The sequence below is a fragment of the Ralstonia sp. SA306 genome (genome assembly GCF_054792405.1).
Window position 1 is genome coordinate 98,617 of sequence record NZ_CP096452.1, and the last position, 15,166, is coordinate 113,782.

General features: G+C 65.0%; 14 protein-coding genes. 12 read left to right on the plus strand and 2 right to left on the minus strand.

Annotated elements, in window-relative coordinates:
* Positions 1 to 16 precede the first annotated feature (16 nt).
* Both M1D44_RS17080 and cynS read left to right on the plus strand, forming a co-directional pair.
* Positions 17 to 1,096 (plus strand): porin, encoded by a 1,080-nt coding sequence (locus M1D44_RS17080; protein ID WP_024977996.1) that lies wholly within the window; start codon positions 17 to 19, stop codon positions 1,094 to 1,096.
* A 137-nt stretch (positions 1,097 to 1,233) separates the two neighbouring features.
* Entirely contained in the window at positions 1,234 to 1,677 is a 444-nt protein-coding gene (gene cynS, locus M1D44_RS17085) for a cyanase (RefSeq protein WP_024977995.1), read from the plus strand.
* A gap of 4 nt (positions 1,678 to 1,681) precedes the next feature.
* On the opposite strand, the gene M1D44_RS17090 is transcribed toward cynS, so the two are convergent.
* Entirely contained in the window at positions 1,682 to 2,530 is an 849-nt protein-coding gene (locus M1D44_RS17090; protein WP_316853474.1) for a FadR/GntR family transcriptional regulator, read from the minus strand.
* Positions 2,531 to 2,885: 355 nt separating this feature from the next.
* On the opposite strand from M1D44_RS17090, the gene M1D44_RS17095 reads away from it, so the two are divergent.
* The 7 genes from M1D44_RS17095 to M1D44_RS17125 all read left to right on the plus strand — a co-directional run bounded on the left by M1D44_RS17095 (position 2,886) and on the right by M1D44_RS17125 (position 10,226).
* Positions 2,886 to 4,085, plus strand: a complete 1,200-nt coding sequence (locus M1D44_RS17095) for an ABC transporter substrate-binding protein (protein ID WP_316853475.1) — start codon at positions 2,886 to 2,888, stop codon at positions 4,083 to 4,085.
* An 80-nt stretch (positions 4,086 to 4,165) separates the two neighbouring features.
* Positions 4,166 to 5,023 (plus strand): branched-chain amino acid ABC transporter permease, encoded by an 858-nt coding sequence (locus tag M1D44_RS17100; protein ID WP_024977992.1) that lies wholly within the window; start codon positions 4,166 to 4,168, stop codon positions 5,021 to 5,023.
* On the plus strand, positions 5,023 to 5,991 hold the full coding sequence (locus M1D44_RS17105; RefSeq protein WP_024977991.1) for a branched-chain amino acid ABC transporter permease: 969 nt from the start codon (positions 5,023 to 5,025) through the stop codon (positions 5,989 to 5,991). Before M1D44_RS17100 ends, M1D44_RS17105 begins: the two co-directional genes overlap by 1 nt.
* Positions 5,988 to 6,758, plus strand: coding sequence for an ABC transporter ATP-binding protein (locus tag M1D44_RS17110; RefSeq protein WP_024977990.1), 771 nt, complete (start codon positions 5,988 to 5,990; stop codon positions 6,756 to 6,758). The genes M1D44_RS17105 and M1D44_RS17110 overlap by 4 nt, the downstream gene beginning before the upstream one ends.
* The gene (locus M1D44_RS17115) at positions 6,755 to 7,468 is read left to right on the plus strand and encodes an ABC transporter ATP-binding protein (RefSeq protein WP_037032086.1); all 714 of its coding nucleotides are present in this window, start codon (positions 6,755 to 6,757) and stop codon (positions 7,466 to 7,468) included. Before M1D44_RS17110 ends, M1D44_RS17115 begins: the two co-directional genes overlap by 4 nt.
* Positions 7,465 to 8,727, plus strand: a complete 1,263-nt coding sequence (locus tag M1D44_RS17120; RefSeq protein ID WP_439007800.1) for a Zn-dependent hydrolase — start codon at positions 7,465 to 7,467, stop codon at positions 8,725 to 8,727. Before M1D44_RS17115 ends, M1D44_RS17120 begins: the two co-directional genes overlap by 4 nt.
* Positions 8,728 to 8,747: 20 nt before the next feature.
* A complete protein-coding gene (locus tag M1D44_RS17125) occupies positions 8,748 to 10,226 on the plus strand; it encodes a M81 family metallopeptidase (protein ID WP_316853476.1) in 1,479 nt (492 codons plus the stop codon).
* Positions 10,227 to 10,229: 3 nt separating this feature from the next.
* Here the strand turns inward: M1D44_RS17125 and M1D44_RS17130 are convergent, their stop codons facing one another.
* Positions 10,230 to 11,282 (minus strand): LacI family DNA-binding transcriptional regulator, encoded by a 1,053-nt coding sequence (locus M1D44_RS17130; protein ID WP_024977986.1) that lies wholly within the window; start codon positions 11,280 to 11,282, stop codon positions 10,230 to 10,232.
* A gap of 163 nt (positions 11,283 to 11,445) precedes the next feature.
* On the opposite strand from M1D44_RS17130, the gene M1D44_RS17135 reads away from it, so the two are divergent.
* Genes M1D44_RS17135 through hpaI form a run of 3 tightly spaced genes read left to right on the plus strand, consistent with a single transcriptional unit; the run spans position 11,446 to position 15,156 of the window.
* Positions 11,446 to 12,993, plus strand: a complete 1,548-nt coding sequence (locus tag M1D44_RS17135; RefSeq protein ID WP_316853477.1) for a UxaA family hydrolase — start codon at positions 11,446 to 11,448, stop codon at positions 12,991 to 12,993.
* A gap of 50 nt (positions 12,994 to 13,043) precedes the next feature.
* Positions 13,044 to 14,384, plus strand: a complete 1,341-nt coding sequence (locus M1D44_RS17140; RefSeq protein WP_316853478.1) for an MFS transporter — start codon at positions 13,044 to 13,046, stop codon at positions 14,382 to 14,384.
* A complete protein-coding gene (gene hpaI / locus M1D44_RS17145; RefSeq protein WP_112186862.1) occupies positions 14,353 to 15,156 on the plus strand; it encodes a 4-hydroxy-2-oxoheptanedioate aldolase in 804 nt (267 codons plus the stop codon). The genes M1D44_RS17140 and hpaI overlap by 32 nt, the downstream gene beginning before the upstream one ends.
* Positions 15,157 to 15,166 lie beyond the last annotated feature (10 nt).

Sequence of the window (15,166 nt, forward strand, 5' to 3'; positions counted from 1 at the left end):
TGAGGAGACGAAAGCTATGCGTATCAAGAACCCATCCCAGCGGATTGCCATCGCAGCCGCTGCAGCCCTGCTGGCAGCCACTAGCGGCCTGGCCGCCGCGCAGAGCAGTGTCACGCTGTATGGCCGCGTCGGCGGCGGCATCGACTACACGAACAAGATTGCGACTGCGAACGGCACCGCCAGCAACCTGCAGTACGGCGGCAACCAATGGGGGACCAGCATGTGGGGCCTCAAGGGTTCTGAGGATCTGGGTGGCGGGCTGTCTGCTGTGATGAACCTCGAGAACGGCTTCAATTCCGGCTCGGGTTCATCGGATGCGCTGTTCAATCGTTTCGCTGTCGTGGGGCTGTCGAGCACCACATACGGCACGCTGTTGCTCGGCCGGGCCATGGGCATTCCCGACGGCGAGACATGGTCGATTGACCCGATGGGCCTGCAGAACATGGGCGCCGAGACGCTGCAGGCCAACCGCACCTGGGGCTCACGCCAGAAGGCGATCACCTACAACTCGCCGACCTGGGGTGGCTTCTCGTTCCGCGCGCAAGCCGGCCTGAACGGAACGGCGGGGCACTTCAACGCTGGCAGGCAGCTTGCCGGCGCCATGGCCTACCAGAACGGCCCGCTGATGCTCAAGGCCTTCTACGAAGAAATTCGCGACACAAACGGCGAGTTCACCAACCTCTATACGGCTTCCCGCTTGTTCACGGCCGGTGGTACCTATCAGATTGGCGACGTCAAGCTGTTTGGTGGCTACAGCCGTATCCAGTCGGGTGGCGCCACCACGGCGGACGCGGATAACCCGAGCGGCGCGACCCGCCAGCAAACCTACTGGCTGGGGGCCAACTATCAGGTCACCCCGGCTTTGACGCTGATTGGCGGTGCATACAGGGCCAACCGCAACCAAGGCGGCGGAAATGGCACGCTGCTGACGGTGGGGGCCAACTATTACTTCTCGAAGCGCACGTTGCTGTACGGCACCATCGGTACCGTAATGAACGGCAGCAATGCGTCTTTCTCGGTTGAGGCGGGTGGCGGCAAGCCGGCCCCGGGTTCTGGCCAGCAAGGTGTGTACACCGGGATCATGCACTGGTTCTGACGCGCTTCGCGTCGACGTCCGAAGCGCGATGGCGGCATGGCCGTCATTGCGCAACCCTTCAAGGGGCGGCGTTCCTGGGTTGGCATCGACCTTGCTCATGTCGCGTGCTGTTTTCTCACCCAACCCAGGGAGCCACCATGCAACGCGAAGACGTAACCGATCTGATCGTCCTGCAGAAAATCAAAAAGAAACTGACGTGGACGCAATTGGCCGAGGTCATCGGCCACAGCAAGGAGTGGAGCACCGCCGCGCTGCTCGGCCAGATGACGCTGACCGAAGCGCAGGCAAAGGCCATTGGCGCGGCGCTGGATCTGCCCGAAGAGGCCATCGCGCTGCTGCAGGTGACGCCGTACAAGGGGTCGCTGCCCACAGCGGTGCCAACGGATCCGCTGATCTATCGCTTCTACGAACTCATCAGCGTGTACGGCACGACCTTCAAGGCGCTGATCCACGAAGAGTTTGGCGACGGCATCATGAGCGCGATCGATTTCAACATGGACCTCACGCGCGAGCCCGATCCCAAGGGGGATCGCGTGCGCATCGTCATGAGCGGCAAGTTCTTGCCCTACAAGACCTACTGAGCCGTCACGCGTTGTCGTCGCTGTGGCCGCTGTCGTCGGGGTCGTCGAGAAGCGGCCGATTGCGGCGCGGCATCTCGGAATCCAGCACGAGGCGGCCGTGCACGCGGCCCTTCATGCGCGTGACGTGATGCGTGCAGTCTTCCATGTGCGTGCTCATGAGTGCGCGCACGGTGTCGGCGTCGCGCGCGCGTGCCGCGTCCAGAATCTGTCGGTGGAACTTGACGTTGGACGCGCCGAACTTGGCGTGGTCCCTCTGCGAGGTTTCGTTGCCGAACACCACAAGCTGCCGAATCATTTCGTTGATCAGCTCGCAGCAGAACCGCAGCATCGGGTTGGGATTGGCCGCAGCCAGGATGTCGTGAAAGCTCAGGTCTTCCTGACGCTGATCGAGCGGCGCGGCGGCCTTGGCAGAAGCCGGGTCGCACAGGTCGATGGTGTGTTCGAGCGCGCGGAAGTCGTCGTCGGTCAGATGCGGCACGGCACCGGCGGCAAGCTCCGGCTCCAGCAGCCGACGCACGGTGTAGACATCGGCAATGCCGATGTCTTTGAAGAACAGGTAGTTCTGCATGAGCTGGAACGTGCGGTCCAGCGGCACCTCGACGATGGTGCCGCCGCCGGCGGGGCCCGTGCTCACACTCACCAGACCCTGCACCTCTAATGATTTGAGCGCTTCGCGGATGGTGCCCTTGCTCACACCAAAGGTCTCCTGCAGCTTGATCTCCTGCGGGAGCCTGTCGCCGGGCTTGAGGTTACGCTGCGTGATCAGCCGCTTGAGTTCTTCGGCGACGAGGTCGGCGCGCTTCTGCTTGCGGATGCCGATCGACGCCGTTTTGCCTGCTCCGAGTGTGGCCATGGATGTCCGTTCCTTGTTGCGCGCATTCTAACTGCGGGGTTGTGCCGCCCGGCTGCCCGGCGTGGTGCATGCATGCCCATCCATCGTGCGCGCGCACCGGTTTCACACATCGTCGCGCAGCGGGACCGCGTCCTGCACCTCGGCGTAAACACCAACCTCTTGACCGTTGACGCATCGCCAACACGGCTTCTATGATGATTTCGCCTATTTATCATAACAAATATAAGAAACTGGTCTGGTTTTTGCTCGACGCTATGGTCGGCGAAAACCTCGCCGGTCAAGGCCAGGAGGAAGCCGCCGCCGGTGGTGGCTCCAAGCGCTGTTCTGTATCCACACGAACCCCAAGGAGTGCGCTTTGAATCGTCGAGACTTGCTCAAACTGGCGGCGCTGTCCGCCGTGCCCGCGTCCCTGCTGCAGGCCCGCCTTGCATGGGCTGCCGATGCCATCGAACTGGGTTGCCCGGTGCCGATGTCCGGCCCGTTCGCTGCCAACGGCAAGTTCGCCGACCTGGGCATGAAGCTGGCTGTGGAGCAATACGGCAAGGTGCTTGGCCGGCCGCTGGCGTACAGCGTGCTCGACACCGAGGGCAAGCCGGCCACCGCTGTGCGCAAGGTGCAGGAACTCGCGCAGCAGAAGAATGCGCGCTACTTCGCGGGCGGCATCCTGTCGTCCGAATCGCTCGCGATGGGCAAGGAGGCGGAGAAGTTCGGCGGCGTGTTCATCACCACCGCTGGCGCCGATGAGATTACGGGCAAGGACTGCAACCGCGCGACCTTCCGCTGGTCGGTGCCGACCTATGGCGCCATCGAGCGCACCGTGCGCCCGCTGATCGAATCGATGCCCAAGGCCAAGCGCTGGTACACCATCACGCCGCAATACGTGTTTGGCGATGGGCTGTTGTCAGCTGCCAAGAACATCTTCAAGGAAAAGGGCATCGAGCATGTGGGCAACAGCTACCACGCGCTTACCGAGAAGGAATTCAGCGGCTACCTGACCAACGCGATGGCGGCCAAGCCCGACGTGCTGCTGATCCTGAACTTCGGCTCGCAGTCGTCCGACACGCTGCGCCAGGCGGTGAGCTTCGGCATGAAGAAGAACACGACGATCCTGGTGGCGTGGGCATCTGGCCTGGAGCAGTTCGAATCGCTCGGCGCGGACCTGTGCGACGGCGTGTACTTCGGCGCGCAGTACTGGCACGCCGTGGATACACCTGCCAACCACGATCTCGTCAAGCGCACGCAGGCCGCGTTCAAATCCAACCCGAACTACAGCCTTGCAGGCTCGTACACCTGCACGAAGATCCTGCTCGACGCGATGGCCAAGGCTGGCAGCGCAGACCCGAAGGCCGTGATCGCCGCGCTGCAGGGCATGAAGTACGACGGCCTGACGGGCCCGGAAGAGATTCGCGCGGCCGACCACCAGGTGCTCAAGAACTACTACCTGCTCAAGGGCAAGCCCAAGAGCCGCATGAAAGACAAGGACGACTTTGCAGACGTGGTGGCCGTCGGCAAGGCGTTCCTGCCGGTTGAACAGACGCAGTGCAAGCTGGCCTGAGGGGCTGATCTGCCGCACGCCCGCCTTCGGTCACTGAAGCGCGGGCGCCTGTCTTTCTGAGTGTCATTTCGATCAACGCAATGAACGTCTACCTGCTCCAGGTCGTCAACGGCGTGGGGATCGGCATGCTCTACTTCCTGCTGGCGGTGGGGCTGTCGATCATCTTCGGGCTGTTGCGCTTCGTCAATTTCGCCCACGGCGCGTTCTATGCGCTGGGCGCGTATCTCTGCTTTCAGGCCCTGCAGATGGGCATGAATTTCTGGCTGGCACTCGTGCTTGCGCCCATCGTTATCGGCGCGCTTGCCTGGGTGACGGAGAAGGTGCTGCTGCGCCATGTGTATGCGCAGGCGCACGAGTTCCACATCGTCGTCACCGTGGGGCTGGCGCTGGTCGTGCAGGAACTCATCATCGTGGCGTGGGGGCCGCTGGGCGTGGATGTGCCGGCGCCCGATGCGCTGCAAGGCGTGGTGATGTGGGGCGATTTCGTCTATCCGAAATACCGCCTCTTCGTGATCGGTTTTACCGCCGTGCTGGCGCTCGGGCTGTGGTGGCTGCTGGAAGGCACACGGCTGGGCAGTGCGGTGCGCGCGGGTAGCGAATCGACCGAGATGGTGTCGCTGCTCGGCATCAACGTGTTTCGCATGTTCAGCCTGATGTTCGCACTGGGTGCGGCTACGGCGGCGGTGGCCGGTGTGCTGGCGGCGCCCATTCGCGGTGCGGAGCCCTTCATGGGTGTAGAGGCCCTCGGCGTTGCCTTCGTAGTGGTGGTGGTGGGCGGCATGGGCAGCTTTGCGGGGGCGCTGGTCGGCGGCCTGCTGGTCGGCATCGTGCAGAGCCTGATGAGCACGCTGTGGCCCGAGGGTGCGCGGCTGATGATCTACGTGGCGATGGCGGCTGTGCTGCTGCTGCGCCCGCATGGCCTGCTGGGGAGGGGATGATGCAAGCCGCATTCCATGGACTCTCGCGCTACCGCTTCTGGTGGCTGGCGCTGGGCGTGACGCTGTTGCTGCCGCTGGTGCTGACGTCCGGCACGTTGGCCACCGAAGTGCTCGTCTACGCGATGGCCGTCATGGCCTGCAACCTGCTGCTCGGCTACACGGGGCTGCTGTCGTTCGGGCAGGGCATCTTCTTCGGGCTGGGCAGCTATGCCGTGGGCATCGGCCTCACGCAACTGGCGCTGCCGATGCCCGTGGCGCTTGTTCTGGCCGTCGTGGTCGGTGCGATCGTGGCGGCGGTGGTCGGGTGGTTTGCCATCCGCCAGCGCGGCACGTACTTCGTCATGCTCACGCTGGCCTTCTCGCAGATGTTCTATTTCCTGGCCTACACCACGCCGTCGCTCACGGGCGGGGATAACGGCCTGCTCGATATTCCGCGCCCGGCGTTTGCCGGCTCACCCTGGGCGTTCTATGCGTTCGCGGCGGCGCTGTTCCTTGTTGTGTTCTTCCTCGTGCAGCGCGTGACGGAATCGGTATTCGGCCGCACGCTGCTGGCGATTCGCGACAACGAAGAACGCGCCCTCGCCGTCGGTTACAACGTGCGTACGTTCAAGCTGCTGGCGTTCGTCATCTCGGGTGCGGTGACCGGGTTGGCCGGTGCACTGCACGCCATGCTCACGGGCATCGCGCCGCTGGCCAATATCGACTACCACGTCAGCGAGATGATTCTGGTGATGACCGTCATCGGCGGCACGGGCAACGTGTTTGCCTCAGTGCTGGGTGCGGCGTTCTACGTGCTGCTGTCGGACTGGCTCTCCAGCCTGTGGCCGCGCTGGCTGATGTTGCTCGGCTTCCTGCTGATTGCGGTGAGCCTGTTCATGCAGCGCGGGCTGTTCGGGCTCGGGCAGAAGCTGTGGCAACGCGTGCGTGCAACGCGTAATGCACCGGCGGTGCAGGAGGAACGCGCATGACCACCACGCCCATCCTGCAAGCCACCGGCATCGTCAAGCAATACGGCAAGTTCACCGCACTGGGCGGCGTCGATCTGCGTGTGATGCCCGGCACCGTGCACTCCGTGATTGGCCCGAACGGCGCCGGCAAGACCACGCTGTTCCACATGCTCACGGGCACACGCATGATCACCAGCGGCACCATCGTCTTCGATGGCCACGACGTGACGCGCGAGGCCGATTTCCAGCGCGTGCAGCGCGGCATTGCACGTTCGTTCCAGGTGACGAGCCTGTTCCCGAGCCTTTCCGTGCGCGAGAACCTGCGCCTTGCGGCACTCGGTACCGCGCCGCGTCGTGCCATGCACGGCTGGCGCTTGCCGCAGGGCGAGCTGGCCTGCGCCGATACGGTTGACCGCGTGCTTGATCGGCTTGAATTGCCACGCCTGGCCGATACGCCGGCCGCCGCACTCTCGCATGGCCAGCAGCGCCGGCTGGAGGTGGGCATGGCACTGGCCGCCAACCCGCGCGCGATCTTCCTCGACGAACCGACTTCCGGCATGGGCGTGGACGATCTGCCCGCCATGAAGGCGCTCATCCGCGGCCTGGCGCAGGACCATACCGTCGTGCTGATCGAGCACAACATGGACATCGTGATGGACATCTCCGACACCATCACCGTCATGCAGCAGGGCAAGGTGCTGATGGAAGGAACGCCCGATGCCGTAAGAGCGGACCCGCGCGTGCGTGCCGCGTATCTCGGCAACATGATCACGGGAGGCAAGAAATGACAACGACGGCGATCCTCGACGTTGCAGACCTCCACGGCTACTACGGCAAGAGCCACGTGCTGCAGGGCGTGGGGCTATCGGTGGGCGAGGGAGAACTGGTGACGCTGCTTGGCCGCAATGGCGCGGGCAAGTCGACCACGCTCAAGGCGATTGCCGGCGTGGTGCCGCCGCGCGGGCATGTGCGCTTTCGCGGGAAGGACATTGCCGGACTGCCGGCGCATCGCATCGCCGCGCAGGGTTTGTGCCTCGTGCCGGAGCATCGCGGCATCTTCAAGCTGCTGACGGTGGAGGAGAACCTGAAGCTCGGCGCGCGGCGCGATTCTCCGTGGCAACTGGCCGACATCTACCGCATCTTCCCGCGCCTGCACGAGCGGCGGCGCAACGGTGGTGCCAACCTCTCCGGTGGCGAACAGCAGATGCTGGCTATTGGCCGCGCGCTGATGAACCACCCGCGCCTGCTGATGTTGGACGAGCCGGTGGAGGGCCTGGCGCCCGTCATCGTCGAAGAGATCGTCGCGCAGTTGAAGATGATCAAGCAGGCGGGCGTGTCCATCCTGCTGGTCGAGCAGAACCTGGAGGTTTGCACGCAGTTGGCTGACCGCCACGTGATCATTGAACAGGGCCGCGTGGTCTACACCGGCAGCAACGAAGCCTTCCGCACCGACGACGCCGTCAAGGACCGTTACCTCGGCGTCGGCCTGGCCGCATGAACTCGCGAGAAATGATGACGACAGAGACTCAACTTCGTATCAACGGCGCGCGCCTGTGGGACACGCTCATGCAGCAGGCCAGCATTGGCGCGACACCCAAGGGTGGCGTGCGGCGCCTGGCGCTGACGGATCTCGACCGCCAGGGCCGTGATTTCTTTGTTGCGCAGGCAAAGGCTGCCGGGTGCACCGTGCGCGTGGATGCCATCGGCAATCTGTTCGCACGCCGCCCCGGGCGCAACAATGCGCTGCCGCCGGTCATGACGGGCAGCCATATCGATACGCAGCCGACCGGCGGCAAGTTCGACGGCAACTACGGCGTGTTTGCCGGCATCGAGGTCTTACGCACGCTCAACGACGCGGGCATTCAAACCGAAGCGCCCATCGAAGTGGCCGTGTGGACCAACGAAGAGGGCTCGCGTTTCGTGCCGGTGATGATGGGCTCTGGCGCGTTCATCGGCGAGTTTGCGCTGGCCGCCGTGCTGGCCGCGCAGGACCGCGATGGCGTGGCCGTGGGCGAGGCGCTGCGCAGCATCGGCTACGCGGGCGCCGAGCCGGTTGGCGGCAGGCAGGTCGGCGCCTACTTCGAGGCGCATATCGAGCAAGGGCCGGTGCTCGAAGCGCGCGGCACGACGATTGGCGTGGTGACTGGCGCGCTGGGCCAGCGCTGGTACGACGTGGTTCTGACTGGCATGGAGGCGCATGCTGGCCCCACGCCGATGGAGCTGCGCCGCGATGCGTTGCTGCCCGCGGCGGAGCTTGTCGGCATTGCCAACCGCATCGCGCGGGAGCGGTCACCCCATGCGCGCGCCACGGTGGGCTGCCTGAGCGTGCACCCGGATTCGCGCAACGTGATCCCAGGCCGCGTATCGATGACGATCGATTTTCGTGCCGCCGACGATGCGATGCTGTCCGACATGGACGCCGCACTCCATGAGGCCGTGACGGCGTTGGCCGCACGCAGCGGTATCGACATTGCGTTGCGCCAGGTGGTCTATTTTCCGCCGCAGCCGTTCGACGCGACGCTTGTGGACGCGGTGCGCAGCGGGGCGCGTGCGCTGGGCTTGTCCGAGATGGACGTCATCAGCGGGGCGGGCCATGACGCGGTCTACCTTGCCCGTGTGGCACCCACCGCGATGATCTTCGTGCCGTGCAAGGACGGCATCAGCCACAACGAGATCGAAGACGCCCGCCCAGAGCATCTCGAAGCCGGGGCCAACGTGCTGCTGCACGCGATGCTGCAAGCCGCCGGCCGCGTTTGACACCACCACCAGACCGCCCCATGCGCATCCTGATCGCCCGCTTCAATCACGAGACCAATACGTTCTCGCCGGTGCCGACGCCGCTGGCATCTTTCAACCCGCACTACGGCGCTGACGCCTATCGCGCCGCCAAGGGCACGCGTACGGCGGCCGGTGCGTTCATTGATCTGGCCGAGGCGGCCGGCGCGAAAATTGTCGTGCCCGTTGTTGCCGGTGCGAACCCTAGCGGGCGCGTGGCAGCGCAGGCGTACACCACGTTGTGCGACGCGATTGTCGCGGCTGCGCCGGGGTGCGACGCGCTGCTGCTCGACCTGCACGGCGCGATGGTCGCCGAGAACAGCGACGACGGCGAGGGTGACTTGCTCGAACGCTTGCGCGCGGTCGTGCCCGACGTGCCGATTGCCGTCGCGCTCGACTTGCACGGCAATCTCACGCAGAAGTTCATTGACCTGGCCGACATCGCGGTCAGCTTCAAGACGTATCCGCACGTCGACATGTATGAAACCGGGGAGCATGCAGGGCGCCTGCTGTTCGACAAGCTGGCCGGCCGCGCGAACCCCGTGCTCGCGTGGCGCCGCTTGCCGCTGGTCACGCACACGCTGCGCAGCCGCACCGATGAAGGCGCGATGCACCGCGCCGTGGCGCTGGCCAAGCAGGCGGAGCAGGACGGCATGCTGGCCGTGTCGATCCTGGCCGGATTCGGATTGGCGGACATTTCCGCGCCGTGCCTTTCCATCGTGGTGGTCGGCAACGGCGACAAGCACGCTGCCGACGCTGCGGCGCAACGCATTGCTGATGCCATCTGGGCCGACCGCGAAGGGTTCGTCTACCGCTCCGAACCGCTGAGTGAATCGGTCGACCGCGCAGCCAAGTTGGCGGACGCGCCGGGCAGCGGCCCCGTGCTGCTGCTCGACCACGGCGACAACTGCATGTCCGGCGGCACGTGCGACGACATGCACGTCCTGCACGAAGCGTTGAAGCAAGGATTGAGTGACATCGCCGTCGGGCCTGTGTGCGACCCCGAGGCCGTCGCCGCAATGATCGAGGCCGGCGTTGGCGCCACCGTCACGCTGCCGGTGGGCGACAAGGTGCCGCTTGCGCAGCTGGGCATCTACCCGGTGCCGCGCGCGCTGACGGGCAAGGTCGCCGCCATCAGCGACGGTGAATACACGATCACGGGGCCGACCTACACCGGGCAGCGCATCCGCATGGGGCGCACGGCGCTGCTGGACATTGGCGCGGCGCAGGTGGTCGTCACCGAGACGCCGCAGGAGCATTGGGACCTCGGTATCTTTACGCACATCGGCGTGGACCCGCATGCCGCGCGCTTCGTTCTGCTGAAGTCGCGCATGTATTGCCGGCCCGTGTTCGTGCCCATCGCAAAAGCCGTGGTGGAGTGCGACGGCGGCGGCGTAACGAGTTCGGACTACGCGCGCTTTCCGTTTGCGAAGGTGCAGCGGCCTGTGTTTCCGCTCGATGCGGAAGCGGTGTCAGCCTGAGCGCTACGCGCTGTCGCGCTCAACGAGTGTGAAGCCCACGTCGACCGTGCGGCGTTCTTCGTCGCCGTGCTCGATGCGATCGATGAGCAACGTTGCCGCCAGCTTGCCAATGCCCGTGCCGTCGATGCGGATTGTGGTGAGGGCAGGCGTGGTGTCCTTGGCGAACACCTGGTCGCCGTAGCCGACCACGCGAATCTGTGCGGGCACCGCAACGCCGCGGTGTTCCGCTTCCATCAACACCCCGAGCGCGAGGATGTCGGCGCCGCAGAAGATGGCGTCGGTGTCCGGATGCTGCGCGAGCAATTCGCCCAGCGCACGCCGGCCATCGCCCAGGTTGGCAGGGGATTCAGCGGCAATCACGGGAATGTCGACATCCGGGCCGAACGCCTTCACGAAGGCTTGCGCGCGTGCCTGCGCGCGGCGGTCGCTGGGCGTGACGACGGCAGGGCGCTTTGCGCCGCGCTGCTTCAGATAGCGCGCTGCCGCTTGCCCCACCTTCTGGTGCGAGAAGCCCACCAGCATGTCCAGCGGGTTGCGCGTGATGTCCCACGTTTCCACCACCGGCACGCCGGCGGCTTGCAGCTTCTGCCGCACGCTGGCCGAATGCACCACGCCGGTCAGCACGATGCCCGCAGGCCGCCGCCCGACGATGGCGTCGAGCAGCGCGTCTTCGCGTGATTCGTCATAGCCGCTCTGGCCGATGAGCAATTGATAGCCCGCCGCCGCGAGTTCCGTGGTGAGTGCCGCCACCGTTTCCTGGAACACGCTGCCCGCAATCGTGGGGATGAGCGCGACGATCAACCGGCTGCGGTTGGACGCCAGTGATCCGGCCACCAGGTCCGGCGTATAGCCCGTCTGCCGTACCGCTGCGCGCACGCGTTCCAGCGTGTCGCTCGATACCAGCTCTGGCGTGTTCAGCGCGCGTGACACCGTCACCTTGGTCACGCCCACCAGCTTGGCAAGGTCGCTCAATGTGACGCGCCCGGTGTTCTTGCGCGCGCGGCGTGCGGCGGCGGGTGCGGTTTCTAAGAGGGACACGGCGGGGGACTTGGTCACGTGATCGAGAGGCCGATTAGGGAAACACAGGGGAACGAAGGGGCTAGCAATTATCGCAAAACCCGACTACGATTGCGCCAATGTTACCGGTTACATAAACCGGTAACATCAAAACTGACGATAGACGACGGCTGCACCAGAAGACAGCCCGGAGGAGCAAAGGATGTTGCAGGCAACCCCAACGTACGCTGGGCCGCTGATTCAGCTGAACGCGGCAGACAACGTGCTGATTGCGCGCGAAGGGCTGTCGCTTGGGGCGAACCTGTCGATTAACGGCACCGCGGTGCGCCTGCGCGCGCAGGTGCCGGCCGGCCACAAGATCGCCGCGCGGCGGATCGCGCAGGGCGAATTCATCCGCAAGTACGACACGATCATTGGCCGGGCAGCGCGCGATATCGAAGCGGGCGAGCATGTTCATACGCACAACGTGGAGCTGATCGACTATGCGCGCGACCCCGGCTTTGGCCTGGATGTGCGCCCGGTCGATTACATCCCAGAGGCGCAGCGCGCAACGTTCAATGGCATCGTCCGCCCCGACGGCCGTGTGGCCACGCGCAACTTCATCGGCATCCTCGCGTCGGTCAACTGCTCTTCCACCGTTATCAAGAACATTGCGGCGTGGTTCACGCCGGAGCGCCTGGCGCCGTTTCCCAATGTGGATGGCGTGGTGGCATTTGCGCAGACGAGCGGCTGCGGGATGTCGTCGCCATCCGAGCATTTCGATGTGCTGCGCCGCACGCTGGCGGGCTATGCGCGGCATCCAAACCTGGCGGGTGTGCTGATCGTCGGCCTGGGCTGCGAGCGCAACCAGGTGGCAGATCTGATGACAAGCCAAGGCCTGGAAACCGGCAAGCTGATGCACACGCTCGTGATGCAGGACACCGGCGGTACGCGCGCCACCATCGAGGGGGGCATCGCCGCCATCCAGAAGATGCTGCCGGCGGCCAACGCCATCGTGCGTCGCCCGGTATCGGCCAGTCATATCAAGATCGGCCTGGAGTGCGGCGGCTCTGATGGTTTCTCGGGCATTACCGCCAACCCGGCGCTGGGTGCCGCGATGGATTTGCTGGTGCGCCACGGCGGCACGGCCATCCTGTCGGAAACGCCAGAGATCCACGGCGTGGAAACCATGCTCACGCGCCGTGCGGTGTCGCCGGAAGTCGGCCAGAAGCTGCTTGATCGGCTCGCCTGGTGGGAGAACTACACGCGCGGCCATAACGGCCAGTTCAACGGCGTGGTGGGCCCCGGCAACCAGCAGGGCGGCCTGGCCAACATCTTCGAAAAATCACTCGGCTCGGCCATGAAGGGCGGCACCACGCCCCTGCAGGCCGTGTACGAATACGCCGAGCCCATTGACCGCACCGGCTTCGTCTTCATGGATTCCCCTGGCTACGACCCCGTTGCCGTGACGGGCCAGATTGCCAGCGGCGCCAACCTCATCTGCTTCACCACGGGGCGCGGTTCGATGTTCGGCTCCAAGCCCGCCCCGACGATCAAGCTCGCCAGCAACACGCCCATGTTCCGCCGGCTTGAAGAAGACATGGACATCAACTGCGGCCGCATTCTCGACGGCGAACGTTCGGTGGAAGAGATGGGCCAGGACATCTTCGAACACATCCTGCGCACCGCCTCGGGCGAGCGCACCAAGAGCGAGCTGCTCGGTCTTGGAGACCATGAATTCGTGCCCTGGCACATGGGCATCGTGAGTTAGCGCCTCGACTCGAAGGCACGCATCACCTATTACAAAACAGGAGACAAACCATGCAGGACACATCACAAGGCGGCCCGCGCTCCAAAGTGCGTTGGGTCGTCGCCGGCCTCATGTGGGCGGCGATTGCCATCAACTACATCGACCGTACCGTGCTGTCGGCCGCCGCGCCGCACATCCAGAAAGAATTCCACCTGAGCGCGGTGGAAATGGGCGTCGTCATGTCGGCGTTCTTCTGGTCGTATGCGCTGCTGCAGTTGCCGGCGGGCATTCTGGCCGACCGTTTGGGGCAGAAGAAGGTGCTCGGGTTTGCGGTGCTGTGGTGGTCCGTTGCGACGGCGTTGACGGGCTTGGCCAACGGCTTCAAGTCGCTGGTGGGCCTGCGTGTGGCGTTGGGCATCGGGGAGGCGGGTGCGTACCCCAGCAGCGCGGGCATTACGGGGCGCTGGTTTCCCAAGCAGGAACGCGCCACGGTGGCGGCCATTTTCGACAGCGGTTCCAAGCTGGGTAGCGCTGTCGCCTTGCCGCTCATCGCGTGGCTGCTGGTGATGTTCGATTGGAAGATCACCTTTGCGGTGACGGGCGCGCTGGGCATCGTGTGGGCGGTGGTGTGGTGGGCGGTGTTCAAGGAAACGCCCGAAGCGCACAAGGGCGTGAACGCCGCCGAGCTGGCCCACATCCAACGCGGCCTGCCGCCGGCCCGTAGCAAGGATGAACCCAAGGTGCCCTGGACGAAGCTGCTCACGCACCGGAACATCTGGGCGATGTGCATCGGCTTCTTCATGATCAACTACAACTCGTACTTCTTCATCACATGGCTGCCGACGTACCTCGTCAAGGAACGCGGCATGGGACTGATGGAGATGGGCTTCATGGCGTCGCTGCCGCTGTTCGTGTCGATGTTTGTGGAGGTGTTTGCAGGCTGGGCGTCAGACCGCGTGTATGCGTCGGGCAAGCTTTCGCTCACGGCCACGCGCAAGCTCTTCCTGGTGATCGGGCTGGTGATGGCATCGAGCATCGGGCTGGCCGCGTTCGCGCAATCGGCGGTGGTTGCGGTCATCCTGCTGTGCATCGCCAAGTCGGGCACGACCGTGGCGGCGTCGCAGGTGTGGGCGCTGCCGGCGGACGTGGCACCGGGCAACAACGTGTCGATGGTGGCGGGCCTGCAGAACAGCGTGTCGAACATGGGCGGCGTGGTCGGCCCGATCGTCACCGGCGCCATCGTGGGTGCCACGGGCTCGTTCATTCCGGCGCTGGTGTTTTCCGCCGCGCTGATCGGCTTGGCGATCCTGAATTACCTTTTCCTGCTCGGCAAGGTGGAACCCATCAGCTTCGAGCCCACTTCTGAAACACTCCATTCGCATGACCAACGCAATGCAAACGCCCGCGCTTGACCGCCCGAACAGTTTCAAGGCCGCGCTGGCCGCCAGGCAACGCCAGATCGGCTTCTGGCTGGCGATGAGCGATCCGTACCTGGCGGAGGTAAGCGCCACCGCCGGCTTCGACTGGCTGCTGATCGACAGCGAGCACGCCCCGAACGACGTGCGCACGATCCTCGCGCAACTGCAGGCCGTAGCGCCGTACCGCGCCGAGCCCATCGTGCGCCCGTACAACGGCGATCCGTCGCTCATCAAGCGCCTGCTCGACATTGGCGCGCGCACGCTGCTCGTGCCGATGGTCGACACGGCGGACGAGGCGCGCGAACTCGTGCGCGCGGTGCGCTATCCCCCGCGCGGTATTCGCGGCGTGGGCAGTGCAGTGGGCCGCGCATCGCGTTGGAGCGCCCGCACCGATTACCTGCAGGTTGCCGATGACGAAGCCTGCCTGCTCGTCCAGGCGGAGACCGTTACCGCGCTGCAAAACCTTGAAGCCATCTGCAATGTGGATGGCGTGGACGGCGTGTTTATCGGCCCGGCGGATCTGGCAGCGTCGATGGGCCACCGTGGCAATGCAGGCCACCCGGATGTGCAGGCTGCCATCGACAACGCCGTGCGCACGATTGTTGCGTCGGGCAAGGCCGCCGGCACGTTGACGTCCGATGCTGCGCTGGCACGTCACTATCTGGAGCTGGGCTGCACCTTCGTCGCCACTGGCGTTGATATCCTGATGTTCGCCAACGGCGCCCGCAAGCTCGCCCGTGAGTTCATCGCGCCGCAAGGTGCCTGATTCTTCTTCC